The sequence below is a fragment of the Bacillus sp. 491mf genome, assembly GCF_900112415.1.
Taxonomy (GTDB): domain Bacteria; phylum Bacillota; class Bacilli; order Bacillales; family Bacillaceae_G; genus Bacillus_A.
The window spans coordinates 1-25,200 of record NZ_FOLV01000011.1 but is presented as its reverse complement, the minus strand read 5'-3'; the positions used below and the strand labels follow the sequence as shown (position 1 = coordinate 25,200).

Here is a 25,200-nt window from a genome sequence, read left to right as displayed (position 1 = left end):
CACTTTTGTGCAAGTTTGGATGAATAGGATATTCATGCTCGGTTAACATAACGTAACATTATCGGGATTCAATGTATTTAGGAGACTATTAAAAGTCCTCCAGATTGTTTAACTGGGGGACTTTTGTGTTCATATAATTCTCGTTAGCGGAAGTTAAATAGGTATGTTGTCGTCTCTTATTTTTCTGCTAAATCGGTTTTCAATTTTACACCATAGAAGGTAACAAACAATACCTACCACAGCACTTATAGTATTTAAGATTACGTCATCAATGTCTGTACTTCTACCTTCGCCTAATCCAAATAGAGCTGATATACAAGTCTGTATGAATTGAATGAATTCAATAGCCACTGTACAAAGGAATGAGTACCAGATAGCTTGTCTAATACTTATTACCCACTTAAAATACAGCATAGCAAATGTAAAAGGAGCAAGCATAATTCCATTTCCGAAGACTTGATAAAAAGCAGAAGGATTATGTTGCAATATATCTATAATTCCTTTGAATGGTATCAGATTGACTGATAATGTAATCATTCTTTTTATTTCCTCTGTTGTGTGATTCATTTGAGAGTAAAAGAAGCTAATTTTAATTGTCTTCATATACAGGAAACAAAAATATATAGAAAAACAACTACCAATGATCCAATCAAAAATATTTTGAAGTGTTGTACGTTTTAAAAGAATAGCTAGCAGAATCAAAACAATTATCATGTTCAATACAATTTGGAAATTGAAATGCGATAATAAGTCCCAACTGAAAAGAATAAGAGGTATACTTAATAATCCATACTTCTTCATAGTGTTCATCTAAACTCCTTATGTTCATTTCTACAACCTCCCCTTATTCAAGAGAAGGGAAAGATTACCTGTTTCAATATCCTATATTAATCTATTTTTCCATTATAATCCATGTTTTTTAGATAAAAATGACTTAAGAAGTTTTTTGCATGCTGGATTTATGTCAGGTTAACATAACGTATCATTATAAGCAGTAACCAAGTCTCAGGAATCCGTTCATACCAAGAGTTTGCCAGCTTTCTGTTCCCTCTGCTGTATGCAGGATTTCATACATCCCTGTCACAACAGCATTTGACAGTTCAAACTGCTCTCGTATCCTGCATATCCTTAGCGTATAAAATCAACATTTTCCTGAACTCTACCCCTACTATAGTTATAAATTCATTATTTCCTAAAACAACAAATGAACTAGACTCCCATAGACAACTAAGAAGAGATAAAATTTTCGTTTTGGGGGTACTTTAAAATCTTAGCTTGATGGGTATGGGCGATACCCCAGAAACAGATTATTGGTAATAAACTTGTTCACCATTTAGGTAGATAGTGCCACCATCATGATTGTTAAATCTAAGAGAGTAATAGGTTTTTTGAGAAGAAGGGACTATATTTATGCTTTAATCGCCATTCATAATCGGACTTAATTATTTGTTCTAAGGAGTACTGGGGTTGCCATCCTAATATCTCTTTTGCTTTTATACAATTTGCTAAAATATTAGCTGGATCACCGTTACGTCTTTCTACAAATCGATAGTTTAATGTTTGTTTCGTCACGCTCTCAACTTTTTGTACAATCTCTAATACAGAATATCCTTTTTCAGTACCTAAATTGAATAAATTCGAATCATTACCAGATAATAAATATCGCATACCCAAGGTATGTGCATTTGCTAAGTCTAAAACATGAATGTAATCTCTTATACATGTTCCATCTTTTGTATCATAATCATTCCCGAAAATTAACAATTCGTTATTTTGTCCTAAAATGGTTTTATTTGCATTTGGAATAATGTGAGTAGTATTTAACATCGCTAAACCATTTGACGCATCCAATTCTGCTCCAGCAACATTGAAATACCTGAATATCACATATTTCATGTCGTATCTATTAGCTACCCAATGAATTAATTTTTCTCCTGCTAATTTTGTTTCTGCATATGGATTAACAGGTGATGTTGGTGTGTTTTCTGTTGCAGGTGAATGGATACAATTGTCACCATAAACAGAAGCTGTTGAAGAGAACATAATATTTTTAATGTTATTTTCAACCAAAGCTTCTAATACCATTTGAAGACCCAAAACGTTAGCATTATAATAATCAAATGGTTGTTCCATACTTTCTTTTACAATTATTTTACCAGCACAGTGTAAAACAGCATCCACTTGTAGTTTGGATAATAGGGCAGAAAATTCCGTTTTATCCGTTACATCTAATTGGTAAAATTCAGCTCTATTGTCAACAGCTTCTCGATAGCCTGTGCTTAAATCATCGACTACAATCACATTAAATCCGTAATCTAGCATTTTCTTTGTAGTATGCGAACCTATGTATCCTGCACCGCCAGTTATTAATATTGTCTGATTCATATTTTTCAGCTCCTAATTATAATAGTATGTAATGTTTTTTATTTGACCAATCATCCTGGATTATTGTTAAATACTCCAGCACCAACTACCACTTTGATTTCTTCTTTTAATAACATTTTATTCTCCTCTTATTTTTTACATATATAAAATCCTACATCTTTCGGATCACGCCATACTCTACCATTACGTGCTAATATATTCTCGGCTTCAAATTTCAACCAATTTATCATATCAGTGTATAGGTCTGTATCGTGAGGTATGTTTAAAGATGGAAACATACTGATAATATAATTCACGATTGGTTCAGGTTGTTCAAAAATTAATGAATTAGAGATAACTTTTTCTTCCACTTTATTAAACGTCGAACTTAGAATTTCTTTTGCATTTTCTATGCAAAATGGCGCGGCGGGCGAAACTCTTTCAGGGAAACCAAATTCAATTAACATGTTATTACAAAGTTCTCTAATCTTCGGTAATGATTCACATGAATTTGTAGTAGTAAGTAGTCCTCCATTTGGCTTAATTACTCTTTTAAAACCTTCAATTGTGCTTTGAAGATTTGGAACATGATATAGCATATGTCTTGCGACCAACCAATCATACGAATTACTTGAAAACGGAAGCTTTCTTGCATCTCCAATTATCCACTCAATATTTAAATTCTTTTGTTGAGATAGCTTATTTGCTTCTTCAATCATATTAGATGACTGATCAAGTCCAGTAAGATGTCCTTTATGCCCCATTGTTTGTAATAGTGAAAGGAATGCACCTGTCGCACATCCAATATCAAGAACCTTTTCATCATGTGTTAAATTTAATAGTTTGATAACCCACTCATCTAAATTAACACGTTTTTCTTCGTACAAAACATGTGTATCCATTCGTACTTGCAAATGAGTACTAGCTCCATATTGACGCTTAACATCATCCATTTTTTGTGATTCCACCTTTGCACAAAAATTTTGAATAGCATGAGTTAGAAACTCTGTTTTGTTTATTCCTTCATATACTAATGCGTCTTCAAAGTTTTCTAAAATTGTTTCATTAATTCTAAAATGAATACTCTTTCCTTTGATGTTGTTTACCTCCCTATTTTTTATCAATAAAAACATAGCACAATTTAAAATTTTCAGTAAGTTTTTGTGTACACAAATTGTTTAAATTCTTTTTTATTGAGTAAACAAGTTCTCCTAATATTGCAGAACAAAATATTAAAGCGGTTGCAATTAAGTAAATAATAAATTTAATATTTGCTATTATTTTAGCTCTCCTTTTTACATTAATTATACAAATAAATTAGATTTTAAGATGATTTGTGGTGTACTATGATTAAGTATTTCTTGCAACATGGGGTCCCACCAATATGAATGAATTAATCGAATTTTTGAGGAGCAATACAAGGTTCCAAAGCCTTTTTTGACTGAGGATACAAAAGAACGGATTGAAAGAGCATTAAAATAGATTAATACTCCATAAATTAATATAATGTAATATGTATGTCCCATTATTTAGAAATTGAAAGGAGTCATTGTAATGATTATTTGGAGAGGTAAGGGACTGTTAGTAGTCCTAGCATTCATTTTAGGGAATGTGATAAATGCAATCCCTTTTATTATTTTGCAAGTGAACACGCAACATAACCCTGGATTTATTTTGAATGGAATATCTTGTACTATATTTATAGCGATAATTAATTATTTTTTAACTAAAAAGTTTATATCTGATAGTGTACGAACACTCGTCGATGAAAAAACCGGAGAAAGAGTTCAAATAAAAGATAACTCTGCATTATTTTTCATTCGAAATAAGTATTGGACTTGGATTATTTTAGTTTTAGGTGTTGCACTTACTATTGCTGTTAGTGCGCAATTATCATAATTTTTTTATTATTATATAAGGGATCACCATGTCATTTAAAAAAACTCTGATCTTTTTAAAATCAGAGTTTTTTATATTAATTATTTTTAATAATTTAAATTACATATATTCATAAATTGATTTTATTTAAAATAAAATTTTTGTTCATGGGTTTCTGTACCTCTTTATTTATAGTGTTTTGAATGTATACTTTTCTTTCTAATTTTGAGGATATTAAGGGGATTGGAATAAAATAAATATTTTCGGTAATTTGAATGTAAACTAATAGTTGAAAGTTTACATTCATTTTTTCATGTAAATATCTAAAAATTTTAACTATCATGTTATAAAGATAGATTATCGAAATTTTTGCGTAATATTAAAGTAATTTCTAAAAAAACAGTTATACTAAGCCACAAAAAAATAATTATAAAAAGACAATTAATAATTATTATTAAATAGTTTTTTGACTCTTTTTTTAGCTCTGTATTTAGTGCTGAAATGAAATTAATTTTCAATAAAATTAAGACTAAAAAAAATAATAAATTGAATAAAAAAATATCCATTATGGAACCCCTTTGTATGTTTTGGTAATAAGCATCATTTATTACCAAATATACACAATTTTTCATTGCAGAGTAAGTCCAGATAGATAAAAAGGTAAACTTTTATTAAGGTGTATCGCCACATACCCATCAAGCTAAAAATAACGAGTTACCCCAGAATGAGAAAAATGTACAAAATTTTCATTCTGGGGTGGTTTCTTTTGTTAGGTTGATAGCCGTGTGGCAGGATTCTATAATCAAGATTATCGGAAGTCATACTGATCATGTGGTCCAGTAAAGTTTCCCGTTTTTTTCTTCGGTAAACTGTAATCCAATTTTCTGTAAAACCTTAATAGACGGTTGATTATCTGGAGAACAAGTAGCTACAACTTTCTTAACACCTGATTGAGAAAGTCCCCATTGAACAAGCGCTTTTCCCATTTCGCTCGCATATCCTTTTCCTCTTTGATCCGGCACTATACTATATCCTATGTTTATAGATCCTTCCTCATTAGGACTACCTTTAAAACCCATATCACCTATAACTGTGTTCGTTTTTTTATGTATGATTAGCCCTTCCCACTTATTTTCTAAAGGAGTTTCTTTAAACTTACTAATCTTGTAAGGGAAAAATTGTTGGTATTCTGGTAAAGGCCATTCAGAATGCACATTTAATGAAATTTCCTCTGTAAAAGTATGTTCGTTTTTCATTACCTTCTCCATCATTTCGACTGTAAATGTAGTCATAATAAGACGATTTGTATGTAGTTCTGGCATATTAATTTCTCCTTTTATTTATATAAAATTTATTAATGGTAGTAATTTAATTTATATTGTTTATCTGTCTTTTAATTTCATTTTTACCGATTTGATAACCGGAAATTGCTCCAAGTATCAATAAGAAAAAGACATTCCAATCAGATTTACCTGTGAAAAAATTAAATACTAAAGAGCATACAAAAGCTCCAACTATGAATAAAAATAACGGATGAAATTTCATTATGTATTCTCCTTTTTTATAAAAAACAATATAACTATATTCGGAAAGGAAGATGGAAAATCCTGTTTTATATTATATTTATATAGGGTCACCTTACATGCCCATCAATTCAAGAGATTTTAATACTCTCAAATAGGGGTCCTGCCGCTTGATTAAATCGTTGATTCAATCCCTCAGGACTGATGAGCACTTCTGTTGATGCTTCCAAACAGCTAAATAATTGAGTTAAAGACGTCGTAGCGATATTTTGACTCATCCATACACATAAAGCGACTAAATCTTTTGCTTGGTATTTACTGGTTCGTTGAACGAAACCAACATCTCTAGCAAAATCTCGTAAGATATTTGGAGATAAAGAGCTTTGAATCTCTTGAGCAAATAGTTGTAATTCATCAAATATAGAAATAGACATACAAAAAACGCCATCCTTTCCTATGATTCTACAGAAAGAATAGCGTATTTTTTCATTTTAGGGGATGTTTTGTTTACAGAAAATTCGATATACTCTCATTTAAAAAGGGTGATGGATTTTTGAATATAACTTGCTATGTTTCAGAAGATACTTATAAATACGTAGTAGCAACCGTTACAAAAAGACTTTTACTCTACAGCGAAATATTTCTCCATATTTTTTCTTTTTCAGCATTCATTATTAATTATTAATTATTAATTATTAATTATCAAATTACTAAACATAAATATGCTACCCTTTTCACTCCAATTTTAGGAATAGTCTTGTCTATAATAGCTTTTTCTATAATAATTCATTTCTTGTTTCAAAAAGTAAAGCCTATAATATTTATACGTAAGATAGTTAAAAAAACTTGGGGTAATAGGAAACATTTCGCTTGAACTCCACAATAAAAAAATATATATAACCTCTAACGGCGAACAATTAGAATACAGTCTTAACAAAATACATAGTGTAAAGGAATTAGATTCAGCATACTGCATCATAATTCCGAAACGTACCCATATTGTAGTTCCTAAACATTTTGGGATAGATAATGTAGATGAGAAAGAATATACAAACAATCTTCAACTGATTATAAAAGAAATACAGGACGTTCAATCAGGGTGATTAATACTAACAGGGGAGCACTCCGTGTCTATTAAGTTAAGGAATTAGTGTTCCCAAAAACGAAAAAATTAAATTCCCCTACTTCTTTTCTTATTTATCCAAAAAATTCTTTAGTTTTCAAATTAAAAAGCGATGAGGTGAGATAAAAATGAAGACTTGCCCCAAATGCCGTTACAAAATAAAAAAGAAAACCCTCTTTTTAAGAAATAGCTCTCGTAAACTTGTTTGCCCAAACTGCGATACAACATTACATGTAACAAAAAACCATCTAAGAATATCCTTCATGATGATCAAAAATACATCGCTCAAAATATTATTTGCAACCATAATAAAAGGAAGTTTACAAGTATGAATAAAAAAAGGGATCTACTTTTCATTAGAAAAGCGAATCCCTCTTCTTTTATCTTTAAATAAGTCTATTTTAGAGTATATTAAAATCCAAACCACTCACGCTACGCTACGATAATTTTCTTGTTTTTCTTTTTGCTGACTAGGTTGTCGAATGAAAATAGCGATAACAAATGACACGACACACAATGCACCAATCACCATAAAAGTTGGTTTAATTCCACCTAAAGTTGCACCGATAAAGGAACCTGTAAGTGCCCCAAGACCAAAGCCTTGATATACAATGCCATAGTTTTTACTATGATTTTTTAGACCGAAGAAATCACCAACAATAGCTGGGAAAATCGTGATATTTCCACCAAAGCAGAAAGCAACACTTGCTACACAGGCGAAATAAATACCATAATTTAAATCTACAAAACTGAGAACAAAAACAGATATAGCTATAACGGCAAACGTTACAGAAACAATTTTTAAACGGCTGATTTTATCTGACAACGATCCTAAAATGAGACGGCCAACCGTATTAAAGATCGCAACCATGGCGACAGCGTTAGCTGCTGTTGCTGCGTTAAGTCCTACGAGTTGAACACCGATATCTTTTACCATACCAATTAAGTATAAGCCACTCATACATGATGCAAAAAACATAATGAATAACAGATAAACTTCTTTTGTGCGCAGCATTTCTTTTGTTGTAAAGTCATGACTTTTTGTTTCATGTACTGTATCTTGTTCAGGGGCTTGATGGATTAAACAAGCGCCTACCACTACCATAACTGCAACAATTAATCCCCAATATAAAAACGCTTGTGATACACCAACTGAATCAATGAACTTTGTGTTAATGTATTTAAAAATTAGGCTACTCGTGCCATAAGCAGCGACAGATATACCAGAAATTAAACCTTTACGCTCTGGAAACCACTTTATTAAATTTGATAGTGAAGTAATATATGCTGTACCATTTGCGTAACCTACAACAACGCCTGCTAGTACATAAAGCATTGGTAATGAGGACACTTGTGAACTAAGCATCAAGCCAATTCCTAAAGCTAATCCGGCTATCATAATGAGTTTACGAATTCCCCATTTCTCTTGTAATTTACCCGCAAACAAAGTTGCAAATGCTAAAGAAAAACTAGTGATTGAGAAGGTTATCGCAACAGCGTTAAGACTCCATCCGTATTTACTCACTAAAGGTTGATTGAATAAACTCCATGTATATATCGTTCCAAGTCCCATTTGTACAATGACTGTACCGAGGACAACAAGCCACGGATTAATAGATGAACGTTTCATACCGTCCTTCCACCTCTTTCGATTTGATAGCTTTATTGTATATGATGTAAATGATTGCGTAGGCACTTACAACACAGAGCGTCAAATATATGAAATCAGTTACAAAAAAAGAAGGATGAAATACAAAAAACTGCTTGTTAAATACAAAGCAGCCTCTTTAATTCTTTTGCATAAGTACAGCTTACAGGCACTTTTGGATCCTCTTTCATAAAGTGAAACTTTAATCAGTGGGGGGTTCTTCATCCCCCACTGATTATCAGCCCTCACCAATCGGACTTTTACGGGCAGTTTATCTCCCGCCTAACTTCTTAAGAAAAGCGGAAGCGGCTCGTTCAGAATCGCAGGACGCCCACGCCCTTGACGAAGGCACTGAAAAAGTGATTACTTTAAAAAAACAACATGTATTTTATCAATATACAGAAAACAAAAAGTGTTTCATCATCTGTATATAGTAGGTGGTGAACTCCTTTTTCTTATAAGGTGGACTTTTTCAATGGCCTCGCCCTTGACAGAGAGGCGCTTTTTCCCTCGTCCGAGGGGGCGAAACGGCCGGAGATTCTAGCCGCTAGAGCTGGACAATGCTTTCGCTGAATTTTGAGGCGGGAGTATTACTGCCCACGAATAGCGGGATAAAATAAAACAGTAAATCAAAAAAGATGTAATATTCATGAAACAAACTTCTTTTCAAGTTTCTCTCATTGAATTATTACATCGATTGTTTAAATTTATATAATACAATATTTCACATCTATCTTATTTGATTTTTCACCCCTGTTAAAAGCTATACTACATATTTTTATAAATGATTAAAGAATTACACCTGAGAAACTTCCTTTTAATACTTCTTTTTCAAATTGATTCATACATGTAAACGCCGCAGTAATTTTTGTGCGATTTTTTTCATCCAGTTCAAATTGTTCAATAATTACATCACAACGGATCGTATCACCACTAAAAACTGGACGTAAAAATTCAAAACCCATCTTACGAGCCAATACATTATAATCACCGCCAACTTTCGTAGGGAGTGTTGATGTTAAAAGTCCTTGTACAACAAATCGCCCTTGTTCATCTGGTGTCACATGATGAACGCCTTCATCCTTTGATACCTTCGTAAATAATACAACATCTTCTTTTGTAAACGTTCGTTCAAAGGTGATTATTTCGCCTACTTGTAATCCCATCGATACCCCTCCTCAAAAACATTTCATGATTCACTTAATTTCACTGTTCGAATATACTTAATTTTTTCTGTACGTAAAAGTACTTGTTGTTAAAGACTCTTTCCTAAAAATAAAATATACACTTAGATTCTTACATAATCCCTTATTAATAAATCAGATGAGACAGGCTCGATACCAATTTCCCGTGACCAAACAGACAGTTGTCCAATGTGATGAATTTCATGCGTAATGATATGACGAATAATTCTTTCATAAGTAAATGAAAATGAATTACCATTCTTACTCTTAACTTCTAAAATTCTCTCCCCAGTATCAAGAGCATATGACTCTAGAAATCTCTGTGTTACTGGTTTTGTTATAATTGAAAATGTCTTTACATCACTTAGGCTAGAAATTGTATTAATATCTTTTTTAATAACAGCAGTCCCTTGCATCTGATTAATCCATAATTGTTCGCAATCAATCACATGAAACAAAGTATGTATAATGCTCCCCATACCGCCTGCACGCTTTTTCGTTAGCTCTTCAATCGCAATTGTTTCACACCACTTAAACCATTCTTCTCTAACTTGCCAATTATAATGACACAAATCTATCAAAGAAATCACTCCATACAAAAAATGTCCGTTCTTTATATACTTAAATAATTCCGTACTTTCTAAGAGCAAAGTCGATCCCATCTTCACTTGACTTTTTCGTGACGAAATCTGCAACTTCTTTTAATTGTTCATTCCCATTTTCCATAGCAATCCCAAGTCCTACTAATTCCAACATGTCTATATCATTCCCTCCATCCCCAAACGCAATAGCCTCTGATTTATCAATGCCAAAATACTGTAATACACTTTTAATCGCTAAAGATTTAGACACTTCTTCTTGTAACACATTTAATACAAAAGGATGCCATCTGCTAAACGTTAAATGCGGGAACTTATGAATATATCTCTCTACTGTTTCATCAGTAGCATACAAACACATCAAATAGACCTCTTGATTATAAATATGTTTATTTATATTTGGATAAGCATTCAATGACAACGTTTCATTTAGTGCTTCTAGTATTGCTTTATCTTCTACACCGTTCATACTAAAGTCTTCTGTAAAGAAAGATAGACCATTATTCTCAATATTTGCAAATTCAACAACTTCTCGAATAACATTTTTATCTATCGGTACTTTATGAAGAATCTCTTGTTTATGCTTTACATAAGCTCCATTGGCTGTAATGAACGTATCCACTCCTAATTCTCTTATTTCATCGCACATCGATAGCGGTCTTCCTGTTGCTGCAACTACTCTTATCCCTCTATTCTTTAATACTTTTATAGCTTCTTTCGTTTTATTTGAAATACTACCATTTTCATGATGTGTAAGAGTTCCATCAACATCAAAAAATACAATTCTATAATCCATATGATAACTCCTTTACAAATAAATAAATACATAAATCAAAAAAATCACCCTAAAGTGAAAAATCAGAAATTTAACACCCTAATAATATAAGTCTAAATATATTATTTAGCAACAGTTCTAAAAATAAGAATTACCAATCTCCATTTACTGTTCATATATAGTTTTCAAAAAGAAATAAACACTTAAAGCATATAATCACTTTAAGTGTTTATTTCTTTTTCTGTATAAATCCCGCCAAACCAAACAGGAACCTATACATAATAAGAAGATATAATTATATAAATAAAAATATCACCTAACAACTTCATTTTCTTTTCCTTGATGTGTATAAGCGAATCATTTGGCAAACCGCAGATCATCTTATAGGGATATTCATTAATATATTCAGTGATAATAGACTCTTTTTCTTCTGTGTAACGCGAAAAATTTCAAAGAAGGTTCTACTTCATTCATAAACCATCTTAAGTGTCTCCGCCTTGTACCCCTCTGCTAAAGCATGGAATATAAATTGTTCTTTTTGCGGAGATGCTTTCGCTAAAAATAACGTTCCCTCTTTTCCATTGACTTCTATATAGTTTACCAAATAACCCTTTTTGGCATGAATGTACCACTTGCCGTCGTGCTGCAAAGTTGTTGTTTCATTTGTTTTTTTCTTTGCTTCCTCCCATTGTGCTTTGATTGCTTCTGGGACGAGATTATCGATATTCCCAGTCGTCATTTGCGACTGGTCCTTTTTAAACAGTTCTTCTTTTTGGTATCCTGTTAAATCTGGTGTAAATCTTTTACTATCAATAGGAATATTGACTTCTAAGCTTGTGGGATATAAATAATCAGCCACTTTGCCAACCGTATCATACGTTTCATATTTTACGAGAATTCCCGTATCTTTATCGACCCAAAAACGGAAGGATTTGTTGATTCGTTTGTTGATATCCCCTTTGATAACAAGCGTATTATGCCCCAATAACTGTTCGTTTTGCTTTTCAATCTCCCAAGTATTCAAATTTCTCGTATAGTTCGAAGCTATTTCATAAGGGAATAGTGAACTCATCGCTTCACCAATAATAGGTCTTTCTCGATAATCTGTTACGTTATCTCCTTCGCCATTTACTGAAAATGCATTTTCAATCTTTAATGGCTTAGAACGTTTTGCTTCTTGCCCATATCTCATTTCTATATACATACCTGTATCTTTTCTAAGATCCCACATCGTACCGTTATTGTAATAATGAGATGTTACCTTTTCTATTTCATTTTCCACACGAGTAGTTTTACTATAACCACCTGCTTGATTATGCAAACTAAGTTCATAATTAATTACCCTGTCACCTGTATTAACAGAATGAATTTTAAATTCACCTTTAGCAGTTTCAAAATTATCAACTGTATTCAGCATTTTCGTCAGTATCTCTTCTTTTGTCATATCCCCAAAATATTCTTCCTGCTTAGGAGGAGTATATACCGTTCCCACTTTTTTTGTTTCTGTCAATGTTACTTTTTTGGAAGCTTGTCCTTTCTGCTGTTCGTTTGTCCCATCTGCACGTGCATTTAACAGAGAAAATAATGAAACAACCACCACAGTAATTACACCAAGCGCAGACCAGCGATACGATTTCTTTTGAAACTTTTTAATCATGAAAATCCTCCTCTTTAAAGCTCTTTTATTTCTGATTAGATTCGCCAAACCTGGTACTTGGTAATAGTTAGAGTAATGTTCTAAAAGATTGATAATGGTATATCCATATGCGATTTTTTCCTTTTCCTCGAAAAACGTGAGCGCAAGTGCATCGCATGCGATTTCTTGATCTTCCCGCATGCATGAGTAGGCATACCAAAGAATTGGGTTAAACCAATTCAAAACTAACAAGCAATACATAATCCAATTAACACAAACGTCCCTTCGCTTAATATGAGCTAACTCATGATGAAAAATATGTTGCAGTTGCTGCTCATTAAGCCGGCTAATATGCACACTCGATACTAATACTTTCGGATGAAAGAATCCAAATACTGTCGGACTTGAAATTTTCCCAGCTAACAATAGCGGGATATTTTGCTGGATGGACATGGATCTTTTACATTTTTCAAAGATGTTAACAACCCTTTCTTCTGTAATAACAGGTTGTTGTTGTATGTAGGAATATAATCTTCTATTGATAAGATAAGTTGTGAAACCTAGTATGATAACACCCATTACCCAAATGTATGAAGCGATTTTATAAAAAGAAATGGAGGTATCTTTTTGCTTCTTATTTTGAGCGGGCTCTACTATATGTTTCTTTGTTGTCTGAGGTGTATGATCGGTGGAGCTTGTCTCTTCTGTAACTGTACTGGTATTTTGCATATTTTCCATCTCATGCACGCGCTCGTTTTTTGAAGAAACAACAGGTTGATTTTGAGTAAAAGTAGTCGTTTTATAACCATATGAAAGGAGTGAATACATACTATAAGAACTATCAGGTGACCAAGGCAGCAGCAATCTTACAATCAAAATCATCCATAATAAATAGTGCCACCTTGGACTTAGCTTGTTTCTTAACAAGACTTTGACACACAAAATAAGTCCCACTAATACACTTGCCATCACAGATGTTTCTATAACCCAATCAAATACGAGCGGGAGATAGATATTTATAAATCTATGTATCATTTCTATCCCCCCTTACGCTGATTCTCTTCATTCTTCTCATCAAGGATTTGTCTAAGTTCGTTTATGTCTTCTGAAGATAATTTTTCTTCTTTTAAAAAGTTTACAAGAAGCGGTTTAAACGCCACCCCACAAAAACGTTTGAGAAGAGACCTTGTTTCTACTTGTAGATAATGATCTTGTGACACTAAAGGATAATAGGCGTACATACGCCCTTTTTCATGATGATAGGAAACAGCTTCTTTTTGAACTAATCTGTTCATCAGTGTTCGAATCGTTTTTGGATTCCAATCTACAATCAATTCTAGTTCTTTAATCACCTCATTTGCTGTTTGAGGAGATTTTCCCCAAAGAACTTTCATGATTTCTAATTCAGCCTCAGATATTCTAGGTAATTCCTTCATTATATATCCCTCCCTATATTACAAATGTAATCTTAAATTCGATATTACATTTGTAATCAGATAATGTCAATAATATTCATAATATTTTCATTAACTATATCAATTGATTAGTCTCTAAAATATAATTCATACATGATGTTGCTATATCAAACATAAGAGAAGCATCTGATGAATAAATTAAATCGCTCCGATATTCTAGAGAAAATGGTAAATAATATTAGAAATAGCTTGTCAAATTTTATTCTTAGAAATACAATAATCGCCTACCCATAAATTTGGTAGGCGATTATTAAAGTTATAAAAAAAATGCTTCACTTTTTCATAAAATGATATTTCACGAACAATAAAACTATTTTATTTTGGAAGGCGAATTGTTACACATAACCGCCTTTCTAAATATTTATTTTAGCCAATATAGATTTAACAAAGTTTGTTTTGTCATCTGTATATTTAAATTTATTATTTGGATTAGCCTTTGAAAGTTGAATCTTTAACTGTTCATACTCTATCCGAGCAGTTTTATTATTTTTTAAGTAATCTCTAAAACACAATTGTTCAATTAAATATTTATTCCCCTTCTCATACATATGAATTTGATGTGTTCTCGGTTCTCCCTTATTAAAATAATATCTCTCGGGTAATACACCTTTTCTATACCTATAATTTAACCGTTCTAGCTTAGCAATACATTCCACACCATTTTCAAAATTCTTTAATTCAATCGCAATATCAATAATAGGTTTTGCACTCAAGTGTGGAATAGAAGTACTTCCAATATGGTGTATTGTCAAAATGTATTCTCCAATTTGTTTTTCAATTAATTGTTTCTCTTTTAAAAATTCGGCTTCCCATTCTTCAGTCCAAGGAACTAAAAAAACTTCACCACGGGGTAACCCTAACATTTGATTCACTCCTCCTGCATACAACCCTTTTCTTTACGGATTAAATATCAAAATATTCTCTCTTTCATTCCTGTCTTAGGTAAATATTTTTGTATGTAGTGCCAATTCACTTGAAACTCTAATGGTTCACGGTCAAGGCGTCCCCATTCGTCGAATGTAGAATAATACTCAAGAACTTTACTCATCGTTTGTTTTCCCCTTTCTATAGAGTTAGTGATGTAAGTTTCGAATCTTTCTTATATACACTTTCCCTTGAATTCGACATTACAATTTTAATTCTACACCGTCAATAAAATTCTGATTTTTCACACCAATTACACATAACGGTTTCAACCCACTGATACTCCTCTTTTCGTAATCAAATAAAACCACGGTCGAGAAGTAAAATTAGCCGTAGTTTTTAAAAGTCATTACATTTTTATCAGGTTTAAATTTTGACTTACAGCTAACCTTGAGTTGAAGAATATCGTGTTCCAGGTCAGCATTACTTTGCAACATAGTTGTGTGGATGAGGTTCTACTTTAAGAAAAGTTTCAAATGTTTATGAAGGAATAGAAATTGTAAGTATTTCAGTTATTGTGGAGAAAATCCTAAATAATAACTAAAATAACACAGGAAATCAAAATTAAAACCACTTAGTAAATAGTCTATATCTTCATGTCTAATTCTCTATTTGAATTATAGAATTGTAGCCATCTATCAGCTTCACTAATCATCCATTTTCCAAATTCATTTAAAAATAATAACAGTACTTTTGTATCGATTACAGGTGTTATTGCATATTCAAGTGCTTTTCTCATATCCTGTTCCTTTTCAGGAAAATATTTCGAAAACAATTTATAAGCAGGATATAAATCTCTTGTATATGTGTTTTCTTTCATTATGACAAGTGCAAGTCCAGCTCTTACTATAACTTTCATAATCCATTTGCAACAATCTTTAATATCCTCTATATCAGAATTATCTTTAAGATCCTCACAAGCATTTTTAATTTGAGCTTGTAAGTAAATAAGGTGGTCATTTGCTAAAGCTTCGTTAGCTTTATATTTGGGTAATTGAGGTATCAAATCCTCTCCAAATACACATATTCCATGGGTTTTAAGTATAAAACTCATTATAGAAAAAGATGAAGTATTTAGAATATCTTCTATGGAGTAGAAGCTTAGTTCAATGCCATCTACACAATCATATTTTTGATTTAAACTGTGTTCTATTTTTTTCACCCAATTTAACTGTAGTTTATTAGGCTGTTGCTTAGTCACCGCTATTGTATCTAAGTCAGCTACACCTTCAATGCCTATCCCTTTTGGAATTGATCCTCTTATGTATACACTATGTAAATCGTCTTTGAGATAGGTCGAATAAGCATTAATCACATCATGAATTACAAGGGAAAAAATGGGATTTATTTTATTCCTATCTGACTGGTTGATAATATATCCATCTTTATCTGTAATGCATAGACTTCCGATTTCTTTAATAGTAGTCATTACATCGCCCCTATTGTACTCTTTTTTGAGTAATATACTGCAAGTAAATTAAACTCCACATGCAAAAATATTGAAAAAACAATTGATAGTGAGTAATCCGTAATCACACCAAATATGATTCCCCCAGAAAATGCGAACAGCATAAACTTTATGCTAGTCTGATTAAAGCTGTAATATTGTAAGTGAGCTACAGCGAATAGAAAGGAAGATATTAAGATCGGTACCGTAACTGGTATGTAAGCTATTTCAAAAAGAGGGTATATTGGGAATGAATTGTTAAGTATTGGTATCATCATCCCTCTAAAAATTACTTCTTCAAAAATAGGATACATAATTACAAAGTTTAAGATATTCTTTTTCCCGCTCGGCCTATATCCTGAGTATCGTGAAATGAAAATATTCGTTATCGCGGCAATCAAGATTAATAGAACAATTGGTTCGTAGTGAATTGGTAAACGGAATACATAATTGTCTTCATAAAAATAATTAATTACTGTCAGCAGTGTTCCCCATATATAAATAATCTCATTTTCTATCTTTCGGTACAACGTCCTTCCAATAATAACGCCCACTGTAATATCAACAATTTTATATGAAAAAGCTAATAAAACAGCAAGTACCAAAGCAATAAGGTAGCTCATATCGATTTACCCCCTTTTTTTAATTTTATATATATTGATTATTTGAAGTGAGAAAGATTAGTTGCATATCGTTCCATAAAATAATAACGTAGCCATCTTCTTTCAAAATCCGCTTGAATTCTACTTTACACAATTGTTTATCAAACCAGTGAAATGCCTGTGCAATCATAATTATATCTATACTCTGTTCTTTTAATTGCGTTTTTTCAGCGAGCGCATTAATATATTCTATGTTTGTATTAGCCGAACAATATTGTTTGCACTCATTAAGCATTTCTTCATTCGGTTCAACTGCTAAAACTTTACAACCTAACTGACATAACATATTAGTAAGTAACCCTGTTCCTGCACCAATATCAGCGATGATAGATTGTGTTCCAATTCCAAGTTCTTTCATTTTATTGATAATTTCTTTTGGATAAGTCGGTCTACCAATCGCATATTCTTTCGTTTTATCGTTAAATTCAGTCCCCATAAAATACTACCCTTGTGTATGTAATAAATTTATATGACATTAAAAATCTCTAGCGCGTATTATCTAATATATCATATTTTCTTTTAATTCTTATTATTTGTTCAATATATAATTATCGTTGAGTGACAATGACTAGGTATACCAATTCCATATCAAAAAATGAACTTGTATGTTTATATCGTGTTGAATCGCCAATATATTGCAAAGAATGGTCGATAACGAAAAAAAGAGAAGATGACTCTCGTCATCTTCCCTTTTTTTGTTTCAGCGTAAATATTTATACTAATCTATATACTATTGTTCATTTAGAACATTGACACCTAAACTTAGTTAGAAACCTTAGACTCTTCTAATTTCTCACGAAGAACCATTTGTAAGATACCGCCGTGACGGTAGTAGTCGATTTCTACTTCGCTGTCGAAGCGTGCTACTACTTCAAATTGTTTTTTGTTTCCATCAAGGTCAGTCGCAACTACTGTTACAAGGTCGCGTGGTTTTACTGTTTTATCGATTTGAATTTCAAATGACTCAATACCCGCAAGACCTAATGTTTCTGCACTTTCGCCGTCTTTAAATTGCAGTGGTAATACACCCATTAATACAAGGTTGCTGCGGTGGATACGCTCGAAGCTTTCTGCGATAACTGCTTTGATGCCTAAAAGGTTTGTTCCTTTTGCAGCCCAGTCACGTGAGCTTCCCATACCGTAGTCTTTTCCAGCGATTACAAGAAGACCTGTGCCGTCTTGTTTGTATTTCATTGCTGCATCATAGATAGATGTCACTTCGCCTGTAGGCCAGTACGTTGTGAATCCACCTTCTGTGCCAGGTGCGATTTGGTTTTTAATGCGGATGTTCGCAAATGTACCACGCATCATAACTTCATGGTTACCACGGCGAGAACCGTAAGAGTTGAAGTCAACTGGCTGCACGCCATTTTCTAATAAATAGCGGCCTGCTGGTGTGTTTTTACCGATAGATCCTGCTGGTGAAATGTGGTCTGTTGTTACAGAATCGCCAAATTTACCAACTACGCGTAGTCCTGAAAGTGCTTCTACTTCACCTGGTTCTTTAGATAATCCTTCAAAGAACGGTGGGTTTTGGATATATGTTGAGTCATTATCCCAAGTATATAACGCTTCGTTTGAAGTTTGGATTTCGTTCCAACGTTCGTTGCTGTTAAATACTTGTGCATATTCTTTCTTAAATAGTTCAGATGTTACAACGTTTTGTACAACTTCTTCGATTTCTGCCGCTGTTGGCCAAATGTCGTTAAAGTAAATTGGGTTGCCGTTTGCATCGTTACCGATTGCATCATTTTTCAAGTCGATATCTACTGTACCAGCAAGTGCGTATGCAACTACAAGCGGTGGTGATGCTAAGTAGTTTGCTTTTACAAGCGGATGAATACGACCTTCAAAGTTACGGTTACCAGATAATACAGATGTTACTAATAAGTCATTTGCAGCAATTGATTCTTCTAATTCTGGAGCTAATGGACCAGAGTTACCGATACAAGTTGTACAACCATAACCTACTGTTTGGAAACCTAGTTGATCTAAATAAGCTGTTAATCCAGACTTATCTAAGTATTCCGTAACAACTTTAGATCCTGGTGCTAATGATGTTTTTACATAACCAGGTACTTTAAGTCCTTTTTCAATTGCTTTTTTCGCAACTAAGCCTGCACCAATTAATACATATGGGTTAGATGTATTTGTACAGCTTGTAATTGCAGCAATTGCAATTGCACCTGTATTCATCGTTACTTCTTCATCTTGTAATACAACTTTCACTTCTTTATCAAATTCTTGCTCAGCGAATCCAAATCCTTGGTTACCAACTGGCGCCACAACAGCTTTACGGAACTCATCTCTCATGCCAGAAAGAGGAATTAAGTCTTGTGGACGTTTCGGACCAGAAAGGTTAGACTCGATTGTATTTAAATCAATTTCAACAAGATCTGTATAAGTTGGATCTTGGCTATCTGCTGTATAGAATAAGCCGTTTGCTTTACAATATTCCTCAACGATACGAATTTGTTCTTCGCTTCTTCCTGTTAAACGTAAGTAATCTAATGAAATATCATCGATTGGGAAGAATCCACAAGTTGCACCGTACTCTGGTGCCATGTTAGAAATTGTTGCACGGTCAGCTAATGGCATGCTTTGTAAACCGCTACCGAAGAATTCAACGAATTTTCCAACTACACCTTTTTGACGTAATACTTGTGTTACTTTTAATGCAACGTCTGTTGCTGTTGTACCACTTGGAAGTGTACCTGTTAATTTTACACCGATTACTTCTGGTACTGGGAAGTATGAAGGCTGTCCAAGCATTCCAGCTTCTGCTTCAATACCACCTACGCCCCATCCAAGAACGCCGATACCGTTAATCATCGTTGTATGAGAATCTGTTCCTACTAATGAATCTGGGTATGCAACAAGTTCACCTTCAGCATTTTTCACTGCATGAACAACTGGTGCTAAATACTCAAGGTTTACTTGGTGAACGATACCTGTTGCTGGTGGAACTGCACGGTAGTTATCAAATGATTTTTGTGCCCAGCTTAAAAATTTATAACGTTCTTCATTACGTTTAAACTCTAAATCCATATTAAATTGAAGCGCATCTGCTGAACCTGCTCTATCAACCTGTACAGAGTGGTCAATAACAAGATCAACTGTAATTTCTGGATTGATTTTATCAGGATCTCCGCCCATATCCGCCATTGCTTTACGAAGAGAAGCTAAATCAACAACAGCTGGAACTCCTGTAAAGTCTTGTAAGATAACGCGAGATGGTTTAAACGGTACATCGATATCTTGAATATCTTTCGTTCCCCATTTCGCTAAATTTTCAACATGCTCTTCTTTAATAACACGGCCATCAACTTGACGAAGTACTGACTCAAGTAATACTTTAACCGAATAAGGTAATTTAGAAACATTACCTGCCCCTGCATTTTCAAGCGCTTTCAAACTATAATAGTGATACGTATTTCCATCTACTTCAAATGTTGCGCGAGTGTTAAATGGATTGTGTTTTACCATTATGGTTACCCCCCTGTTAAACGTGACTAAAGTTGTCTGAATATAAAATGTAGCCAAATTTTTCAATACCTTACGATAATATATTATTACAACTTATTGGATAAGTAAACAATAAGAAACTTATGGTTTCTCATAAGTTTTCTTTATAACCTCGTTGTTGTATAATAATTTTCCCGTTAACAGATACTATTCCTATAAAGTGAAACTTCTTTTTAGAAGGTATTTTACTTTATAAACGAATCGAATTATTCAAATTCTTATGGCCAATTAAGGGGGATAATAATGGGAAAACGTAAAGCAAATCATGTTATTCCTGGAATGAACGCTGCTTCTGCACAAGGACAAGGTACAGGATATAACGAAGAATTTTCAAACGAGCCATTAACACCTGCACAACGCCAAAACAATAAAAAGCGTAAAAAAAATCAATAATTTAAAATCCCAAAAGATCATCTTTTGGGATTTTTCAATGCTTGTACTTTAATAACTCTGACACTTTCACAAATCGATACCCTTGTTTTTGCAAGGCTGGCAAAATTTCTTTTAATGCTTCAACTGTTTGGCTTCTATCGGTTCCGCCGTCATGCAGTAAAACAATATCACCACTTCTTGCATTGTTTAAAACATGTTGTACAATTTTATCTTTTCCGGGATTTGACCAATCCTTTGGGTCTTGATGCCAGGACCATAATACAATTTGATACCCTGCTTCTGTCGCTGTTTTAAACACCGATTCATTAATATAACCACCAGGAGGACGGAAAAGGAGTGGTTTCTCGACCCACTTTTCCAAATATTTTTTCCCCTGTAGAATATCATTTTCGAGCCTTTGTCCTGATGCATTGCGGGCATACAAATGCTTCATTGTATGATTTCCAATTTCATGACCGTCTTTTAATACTTGTTCGATTAAATATGGATTATTTTGTATTCTGAAGCCAATCATAAAAAAAGTTGCTTCAGCATGATATTCGCGTAAAATATTTAAAATTTGCGGTGTATATGTAGGATGAGGACCATCATCGAAAGTAATCGCTATTATTTTTTCATTTGTTGGTACTTCCCACGTTACAAACCCAGTTGGCTCTAACTCTTTTCTCATTAACATTTTTGCTTCGGCTTTTTCAATTCCTATCAAGCTTAACAATACGATTAGACAGCTGATTATTATGCGGTTCGTTTTTTTAATCATTATTATCCCTTTTTATGTGAAAAGGCTGCTGAAGACACTCAACAACCTATTAATCACGCACTTCCTCCACATTTTGCATAATATGCTCTAAATCTTGTTCGTATTGCTGTAATTGCTTTCGCTGCGTTTCAGAAGCAACTTCTAATGCATTTTGGATTTGTTCATATGCCTCTTGCACTTCTTGTCGTAAATGTTTTAAATCCTGAGCATAATTTGGATCATTTTTTACAATGTTGTTATATACATTTTCTGCATCTGTTATTCCTTGCTGTGCAGCTTGAAATGCTTGTTGTTTATCCTTATGGTACGGCATAATCATTCCCCTTTCTGTCATTACTCTCCATTATCATTTACATTTTTCTCAAAAAACATTCTCGTATAAATTTATGAAGTTCTCTCATCCTAATATAAAGCGGAACTTTATGCTGAGGTGTTCTTCTTCAAATAATTCGTTTCGCTAATCGAGCTCTACCGTTTATCAAATGAATCGCTAAAGTTTAATAAAAAAAGGGGTAGTAAAAATGGAGAAAAACAACAGCAAATCCATTCGAAAAAATTCACCGCAAGGACAAGTTTCTGGTGGCCAACCAGAACCATTAAGCGGGTCACACAAAGTTAAAAATCGTCAGCATTCACGCCAAAAAAATCATGCTCACCACGATATGTAAAAAAAATAGACAGTGCATGTGCACTGTCTATTTATCATATATTAATGCTATTTTCTTTTCTTTTTTAACCACATTTCCTCTTTCCCTTTCACCTCTAATTTCAAATTGAATATCGTATTATGAAGGAAATTTTACGGAGGTATTCTTACAATGGGCAAGAAAAAGAAAAAAGACTGCCATTTTCATGTTGATGGCTTTGAAGAATGGATGAATCAATTTTGCTCCGATTTATACGCAAACGCCCCCTCTCCTAACGATATTCACGTTGACCTGTTTGAAACAGAACAAGAATATATTTTAGAAGCTGATATCCCAAACGTAGTTGAGCAAAATATCCTTATTAAAAAGATGGAGACAGGCCTACAAATTAACGTATTTTGTAATAATCCTGCCTTACAGCATATGATTTTCTTACCAAGCAATATTATATATAAAAAAATGTTAGCCTATTTGGAGAATGGTCTTCTTACCATTCACATTTCTAAAACAGAAACAGCACAATCAACAGAACGTACTGTTTTCTTTATAAAATAATCGTATACAAACTTATTAAGTAATACAAAAAATGCCCTTTCTACAACTGGAACAATGAATACGAAAAAAGGTGGCTGACTGTAGTCATCCACCTTTTTCATTTCAAAACCTTATCCCTAAATGTAAACTCACATTACATTTGCATTTCCTATTTTTTCTTCTGTCGTTCTTTTACGCAGTAAACTTCTTGTCACGAAAAGAATCGGAAATGCAAGCAGAGTGAGGGTCGCCAAAATTGTAAAAATCGTAAAACCACTCTGATAGCCATAATAATCTAGCAGAAGTCCGCCAAACCACGGACCAATAACAGCACCGATTCCAGAGAATCCCATTGCCCCAAAATAAGTTCCCTTTAAATTCGAAACCGCAATTTGATCAATAAACATATCTGTCATGCAAAACATTAATACTTCTCCAATTGTGAATATGATTGTACAAGTAAAAACAGCCCACATTGATTCTGCAAATCCAAACCCACATAATCCTGCACTAACAAGTAAGGTACCGATCATAATAGATACGAGCGGTGTATACTTTTTACACACTTGAATGAGTGGGTACTGAACAATTACTACAGTAATTGCGTTTAGTGTTAATGCATAAGAAAATAATTCCACTCCATTTTCAAATTGATGAGAGTTCGCAAAATATTGAGAAAGCGTTGATGAAAACTGTGCGTATCCTGTTGTACTAATGATAATTCCTATTAACGCAACTAAAAAGACAATATCCTTTCTTATAATGCGTAAGGAATCTATAAAAGTAACTCGTTCACTTCCCCCTGTTTTTTCTTCTCCAATACGATACCTGCGAAATTGCAATATGAGTATAATTGTATATAGAACATACATAATAGCTGCCATAAAAAATGGTATTGTTGATTTAGCACTGCCAATCTGAAGACCAACAAGTGGCCCAATCGCGACACCAACATTAATAGCGCCGTAACGTAAGTTAAACACCATTAAACGATGCTCCGGTTTTGTCAAGTCAGATAATAAAGCACGAGACGTTGGCTCAAAAAATGAACGACACATCCCATTTAGTGCATTTAGTAGAAAAAATGCCGCTACATGCTCTGCAAATCCAAATCCAATAAAGACAAGAATCCAAACTAAAATAGAGGATAACATAATCTTCTTTCGCCCATAACGATCTGATAAATTCCCGCCAATAAAACTTGCGAATACACCAACTAATGCACTCGTTCCAATAATCGCTCCTGTAACACCTGCTGATATTCCTTTTGCATTCGTTAAGTAAATCGCTAAAAATGGAATGCTCATCGATGTTGCAAACCTTGCAAATAACGTTCCAATAATGATAGTCATCCCAACTGGATGAATGCTCCCTAACTTCCCCTTCATCACTTTCACCTTCTCTATGTTTAAATACTATGCAAAGAAAAAGAAAGCTGAAAAGCAGCTTCCTTTGAAAACATAATTTTCGTTTCCTTAAACACGAGCTGTTCGTTTCAGCTCCATATCAATACCATATGTAAACTGTAATTCTTTTAATACTTCCTCTAATGTAATATTCACATTATGTTTACTATTAAATTCGGCTACACTGTTCTCTACTTCTTCATGTGTATAAGCATATTCCCCAGAAATGAAACTTTTCATATCAAAACATTCATTCATACAAATTTGAACGAGGAGTTGATCATACATAGAAACAATATCTTCTTTTTTCCATAACAATTCTTTTACATATAACCGATCAAATGTTACACTTTCACGGTTACATTCTTTTAAATGACGGGTCATTTCATACAATTCTCGGTATAGTTCTGAAATATTTGTGTTTAGATGAATCAGTTTACGTACGCCATTTTCATACAACATATCATCCACCCCCGTTATGTTCCCTTTTTCTTATTATAGCAAGAAAATTCTAAAAAAGAGAATTTTTCTTATGAAATATTAGGAAAATTATACGTATTGTTTTACAATGAATACTCCCCCACTTAGCAAGCTTGAAATGGAGGTTTCTAACGTTTCGACCTAACGGACGATTAACGTCAGTGGAGTTAACACACTAGCGAGCTGTTCCACGCCTAACCCCTCTATCCCGTTTGTC

Annotated in this window: 25 protein-coding genes and 3 pseudogenes; 5 read left to right on the top strand and 23 right to left on the bottom strand. The window is 33.3% G+C overall.

What is annotated here, in order from left to right:
- Positions 1-153: 153 nt before the first annotated feature.
- The 4 genes from BM211_RS12550 to BM211_RS12540 form a co-directional block, all read right to left on the bottom strand.
- Positions 154-714 carry a VanZ family protein gene (locus BM211_RS12550; protein ID WP_256217101.1) on the bottom strand — a complete coding sequence of 187 codons (561 nt, stop codon included), beginning with the start codon at positions 712-714 and terminating at the stop codon, positions 154-156.
- A complete protein-coding gene (locus BM211_RS26750; RefSeq protein WP_218160804.1) occupies positions 650-829 on the bottom strand; it encodes a hypothetical protein in 180 nt (59 codons plus the stop codon). Before BM211_RS26750 ends, BM211_RS12550 begins: the two co-directional genes overlap by 65 nt.
- Positions 830-1,368: 539 nt before the next feature.
- The gene (galE, locus tag BM211_RS12545; protein ID WP_090997745.1) at positions 1,369-2,385 is read right to left on the bottom strand and encodes a UDP-glucose 4-epimerase GalE; all 1,017 of its coding nucleotides are present in this window, start codon (positions 2,383-2,385) and stop codon (positions 1,369-1,371) included.
- 128 nt (positions 2,386-2,513) lie between these two features.
- Positions 2,514-3,497: a class I SAM-dependent methyltransferase gene (locus BM211_RS12540; protein WP_090997742.1), complete on the bottom strand. Its 984-nt coding sequence runs from the start codon at positions 3,495-3,497 to the stop codon at positions 2,514-2,516.
- Between the two features lie 259 nt (positions 3,498-3,756).
- Between BM211_RS12540 and BM211_RS27120 the strand changes: the two are divergent.
- Both BM211_RS27120 and BM211_RS12530 read left to right on the top strand, forming a co-directional pair.
- Positions 3,757-3,840, top strand: a pseudogene (locus BM211_RS27120) (YolD-like family protein); the annotation flags it as partial.
- A gap of 78 nt (positions 3,841-3,918) precedes the next feature.
- Positions 3,919-4,263, top strand: coding sequence for a hypothetical protein (locus tag BM211_RS12530; protein ID WP_090997739.1), 345 nt, complete (start codon positions 3,919-3,921; stop codon positions 4,261-4,263).
- An 806-nt stretch (positions 4,264-5,069) separates the two neighbouring features.
- On the opposite strand, the gene BM211_RS12520 is transcribed toward BM211_RS12530, so the two are convergent.
- The 15 genes and pseudogenes from BM211_RS12520 to acnA form a co-directional block, all read right to left on the bottom strand.
- On the bottom strand, positions 5,070-5,510 hold the full coding sequence (locus BM211_RS12520) for a GNAT family N-acetyltransferase (protein ID WP_256217097.1): 441 nt from the start codon (positions 5,508-5,510) through the stop codon (positions 5,070-5,072).
- A gap of 100 nt (positions 5,511-5,610) precedes the next feature.
- Complete coding sequence (locus tag BM211_RS12515) at positions 5,611-5,787, bottom strand: D-alanyl-D-alanine carboxypeptidase (RefSeq protein WP_141771633.1); 177 nt, start codon at positions 5,785-5,787, stop codon at positions 5,611-5,613.
- A 121-nt stretch (positions 5,788-5,908) separates the two neighbouring features.
- Positions 5,909-6,199: pseudogene (locus BM211_RS12510) on the bottom strand (IS4 family transposase); the annotation flags it as partial.
- 1,116 nt (positions 6,200-7,315) lie between these two features.
- The gene (locus tag BM211_RS12505) at positions 7,316-8,518 is read right to left on the bottom strand and encodes an L-lactate MFS transporter (RefSeq protein WP_090997726.1); all 1,203 of its coding nucleotides are present in this window, start codon (positions 8,516-8,518) and stop codon (positions 7,316-7,318) included.
- An 806-nt stretch (positions 8,519-9,324) separates the two neighbouring features.
- Complete coding sequence (locus BM211_RS12500; RefSeq protein WP_090997723.1) at positions 9,325-9,702, bottom strand: hotdog family protein; 378 nt, start codon at positions 9,700-9,702, stop codon at positions 9,325-9,327.
- Positions 9,703-9,824: 122 nt separating this feature from the next.
- Positions 9,825-10,301 carry a DinB family protein gene (locus BM211_RS12495; RefSeq protein WP_035434491.1) on the bottom strand — a complete coding sequence of 159 codons (477 nt, stop codon included), beginning with the start codon at positions 10,299-10,301 and terminating at the stop codon, positions 9,825-9,827.
- Between the two features lie 40 nt (positions 10,302-10,341).
- Positions 10,342-11,115 (bottom strand): Cof-type HAD-IIB family hydrolase, encoded by a 774-nt coding sequence (locus BM211_RS12490; protein ID WP_090997717.1) that lies wholly within the window; start codon positions 11,113-11,115, stop codon positions 10,342-10,344.
- Between the two features lie 445 nt (positions 11,116-11,560).
- The gene (locus BM211_RS12485; protein WP_090997715.1) at positions 11,561-13,765 is read right to left on the bottom strand and encodes a M56 family metallopeptidase; all 2,205 of its coding nucleotides are present in this window, start codon (positions 13,763-13,765) and stop codon (positions 11,561-11,563) included.
- A gap of 2 nt (positions 13,766-13,767) precedes the next feature.
- A complete protein-coding gene (locus tag BM211_RS12480; protein ID WP_090997714.1) occupies positions 13,768-14,166 on the bottom strand; it encodes a BlaI/MecI/CopY family transcriptional regulator in 399 nt (132 codons plus the stop codon).
- Positions 14,167-14,558: 392 nt separating this feature from the next.
- The gene (locus BM211_RS12475) at positions 14,559-15,068 is read right to left on the bottom strand and encodes a GrpB family protein (RefSeq protein ID WP_090997711.1); all 510 of its coding nucleotides are present in this window, start codon (positions 15,066-15,068) and stop codon (positions 14,559-14,561) included.
- 68 nt (positions 15,069-15,136) lie between these two features.
- Positions 15,137-15,253: pseudogene (locus BM211_RS25965) on the bottom strand (class I SAM-dependent methyltransferase); the annotation flags it as partial.
- Positions 15,254-15,715: 462 nt separating this feature from the next.
- Positions 15,716-16,558, bottom strand: coding sequence for a nucleotidyltransferase (locus BM211_RS12470; RefSeq protein WP_090997708.1), 843 nt, complete (start codon positions 16,556-16,558; stop codon positions 15,716-15,718).
- Positions 16,558-17,199, bottom strand: coding sequence for a CPBP family intramembrane glutamic endopeptidase (locus BM211_RS12465; RefSeq protein WP_090997705.1), 642 nt, complete (start codon positions 17,197-17,199; stop codon positions 16,558-16,560). Before BM211_RS12465 ends, BM211_RS12470 begins: the two co-directional genes overlap by 1 nt.
- A gap of 25 nt (positions 17,200-17,224) precedes the next feature.
- Positions 17,225-17,674 carry a class I SAM-dependent methyltransferase gene (locus BM211_RS12460; RefSeq protein WP_090997702.1) on the bottom strand — a complete coding sequence of 150 codons (450 nt, stop codon included), beginning with the start codon at positions 17,672-17,674 and terminating at the stop codon, positions 17,225-17,227.
- Between the two features lie 326 nt (positions 17,675-18,000).
- Entirely contained in the window at positions 18,001-20,724 is a 2,724-nt protein-coding gene (gene acnA, locus BM211_RS12455; protein ID WP_035434123.1) for an aconitate hydratase AcnA, read from the bottom strand.
- A gap of 282 nt (positions 20,725-21,006) precedes the next feature.
- On the opposite strand from acnA, the gene sspO reads away from it, so the two are divergent.
- On the top strand, positions 21,007-21,156 hold the full coding sequence (gene sspO / locus BM211_RS12450) for a small acid-soluble spore protein O (RefSeq protein ID WP_020063103.1): 150 nt from the start codon (positions 21,007-21,009) through the stop codon (positions 21,154-21,156).
- 34 nt (positions 21,157-21,190) lie between these two features.
- Here the strand turns inward: sspO and BM211_RS12445 are convergent, their stop codons facing one another.
- Entirely contained in the window at positions 21,191-21,916 is a 726-nt protein-coding gene (locus BM211_RS12445) for a polysaccharide deacetylase family protein (RefSeq protein WP_035434122.1), read from the bottom strand.
- 49 nt (positions 21,917-21,965) lie between these two features.
- The gene (locus tag BM211_RS12440) at positions 21,966-22,229 is read right to left on the bottom strand and encodes a hypothetical protein (protein WP_035434120.1); all 264 of its coding nucleotides are present in this window, start codon (positions 22,227-22,229) and stop codon (positions 21,966-21,968) included.
- A gap of 208 nt (positions 22,230-22,437) precedes the next feature.
- Between BM211_RS12440 and BM211_RS12435 the strand changes: the two genes are divergently transcribed.
- Positions 22,438-22,584, top strand: coding sequence for a small acid-soluble spore protein P (locus BM211_RS12435; protein WP_035434119.1), 147 nt, complete (start codon positions 22,438-22,440; stop codon positions 22,582-22,584).
- Positions 22,585-22,734: 150 nt separating this feature from the next.
- Complete coding sequence (locus BM211_RS12430) at positions 22,735-23,118, top strand: Hsp20/alpha crystallin family protein (RefSeq protein WP_035434118.1); 384 nt, start codon at positions 22,735-22,737, stop codon at positions 23,116-23,118.
- A 128-nt stretch (positions 23,119-23,246) separates the two neighbouring features.
- On the opposite strand, the gene BM211_RS12425 is transcribed toward BM211_RS12430, so the two are convergent.
- Both BM211_RS12425 and BM211_RS12420 read right to left on the bottom strand, forming a co-directional pair.
- The gene (locus BM211_RS12425; RefSeq protein ID WP_051957329.1) at positions 23,247-24,485 is read right to left on the bottom strand and encodes an MDR family MFS transporter; all 1,239 of its coding nucleotides are present in this window, start codon (positions 24,483-24,485) and stop codon (positions 23,247-23,249) included.
- An 87-nt stretch (positions 24,486-24,572) separates the two neighbouring features.
- Positions 24,573-24,965, bottom strand: coding sequence for a hypothetical protein (locus BM211_RS12420; protein WP_090997699.1), 393 nt, complete (start codon positions 24,963-24,965; stop codon positions 24,573-24,575).
- Positions 24,966-25,200 lie beyond the last annotated feature (235 nt).

Coding starts and splice junctions, on each gene's coding strand:
- BM211_RS12550 (WP_256217101.1), bottom strand. CDS start 714: ATGATAATTGTTTTGATTCTGCTAGCTATTCTTTTAAAACGTACAACA.
- BM211_RS26750 (WP_218160804.1), bottom strand. CDS start 829: ATGAACATAAGGAGTTTAGATGAACACTATGAAGAAGTATGGATTATT.
- galE (WP_090997745.1), bottom strand. CDS start 2,385: ATGAATCAGACAATATTAATAACTGGCGGTGCAGGATACATAGGTTCG.
- BM211_RS12540 (WP_090997742.1), bottom strand. CDS start 3,497: ATGTTTTTATTGATAAAAAATAGGGAGGTAAACAACATCAAAGGAAAG.
- BM211_RS12530 (WP_090997739.1), top strand. CDS start 3,919: ATGATTATTTGGAGAGGTAAGGGACTGTTAGTAGTCCTAGCATTCATT.
- BM211_RS12520 (WP_256217097.1), bottom strand. CDS start 5,510: ATGGAGAAGGTAATGAAAAACGAACATACTTTTACAGAGGAAATTTCA.
- BM211_RS12515 (WP_141771633.1), bottom strand. CDS start 5,787: ATGAAATTTCATCCGTTATTTTTATTCATAGTTGGAGCTTTTGTATGC.
- BM211_RS12505 (WP_090997726.1), bottom strand. CDS start 8,518: ATGAAACGTTCATCTATTAATCCGTGGCTTGTTGTCCTCGGTACAGTC.
- BM211_RS12500 (WP_090997723.1), bottom strand. CDS start 9,702: ATGGGATTACAAGTAGGCGAAATAATCACCTTTGAACGAACGTTTACA.
- BM211_RS12490 (WP_090997717.1), bottom strand. CDS start 11,115: ATGGATTATAGAATTGTATTTTTTGATGTTGATGGAACTCTTACACAT.
- BM211_RS12485 (WP_090997715.1), bottom strand. CDS start 13,765: ATGATACATAGATTTATAAATATCTATCTCCCGCTCGTATTTGATTGG.
- BM211_RS12480 (WP_090997714.1), bottom strand. CDS start 14,166: ATGAAGGAATTACCTAGAATATCTGAGGCTGAATTAGAAATCATGAAA.
- BM211_RS12475 (WP_090997711.1), bottom strand. CDS start 15,068: ATGTTAGGGTTACCCCGTGGTGAAGTTTTTTTAGTTCCTTGGACTGAA.
- BM211_RS12470 (WP_090997708.1), bottom strand. CDS start 16,558: ATGACTACTATTAAAGAAATCGGAAGTCTATGCATTACAGATAAAGAT.
- BM211_RS12465 (WP_090997705.1), bottom strand. CDS start 17,199: ATGAGCTACCTTATTGCTTTGGTACTTGCTGTTTTATTAGCTTTTTCA.
- BM211_RS12460 (WP_090997702.1), bottom strand. CDS start 17,674: ATGGGGACTGAATTTAACGATAAAACGAAAGAATATGCGATTGGTAGA.
- acnA (WP_035434123.1), bottom strand. CDS start 20,724: ATGGTAAAACACAATCCATTTAACACTCGCGCAACATTTGAAGTAGAT.
- sspO (WP_020063103.1), top strand. CDS start 21,007: ATGGGAAAACGTAAAGCAAATCATGTTATTCCTGGAATGAACGCTGCT.
- BM211_RS12445 (WP_035434122.1), bottom strand. CDS start 21,916: ATGATTAAAAAAACGAACCGCATAATAATCAGCTGTCTAATCGTATTG.
- BM211_RS12440 (WP_035434120.1), bottom strand. CDS start 22,229: ATGCCGTACCATAAGGATAAACAACAAGCATTTCAAGCTGCACAGCAA.
- BM211_RS12435 (WP_035434119.1), top strand. CDS start 22,438: ATGGAGAAAAACAACAGCAAATCCATTCGAAAAAATTCACCGCAAGGA.
- BM211_RS12430 (WP_035434118.1), top strand. CDS start 22,735: ATGGGCAAGAAAAAGAAAAAAGACTGCCATTTTCATGTTGATGGCTTT.
- BM211_RS12425 (WP_051957329.1), bottom strand. CDS start 24,485: ATGAAGGGGAAGTTAGGGAGCATTCATCCAGTTGGGATGACTATCATT.
- BM211_RS12420 (WP_090997699.1), bottom strand. CDS start 24,965: ATGTTGTATGAAAATGGCGTACGTAAACTGATTCATCTAAACACAAAT.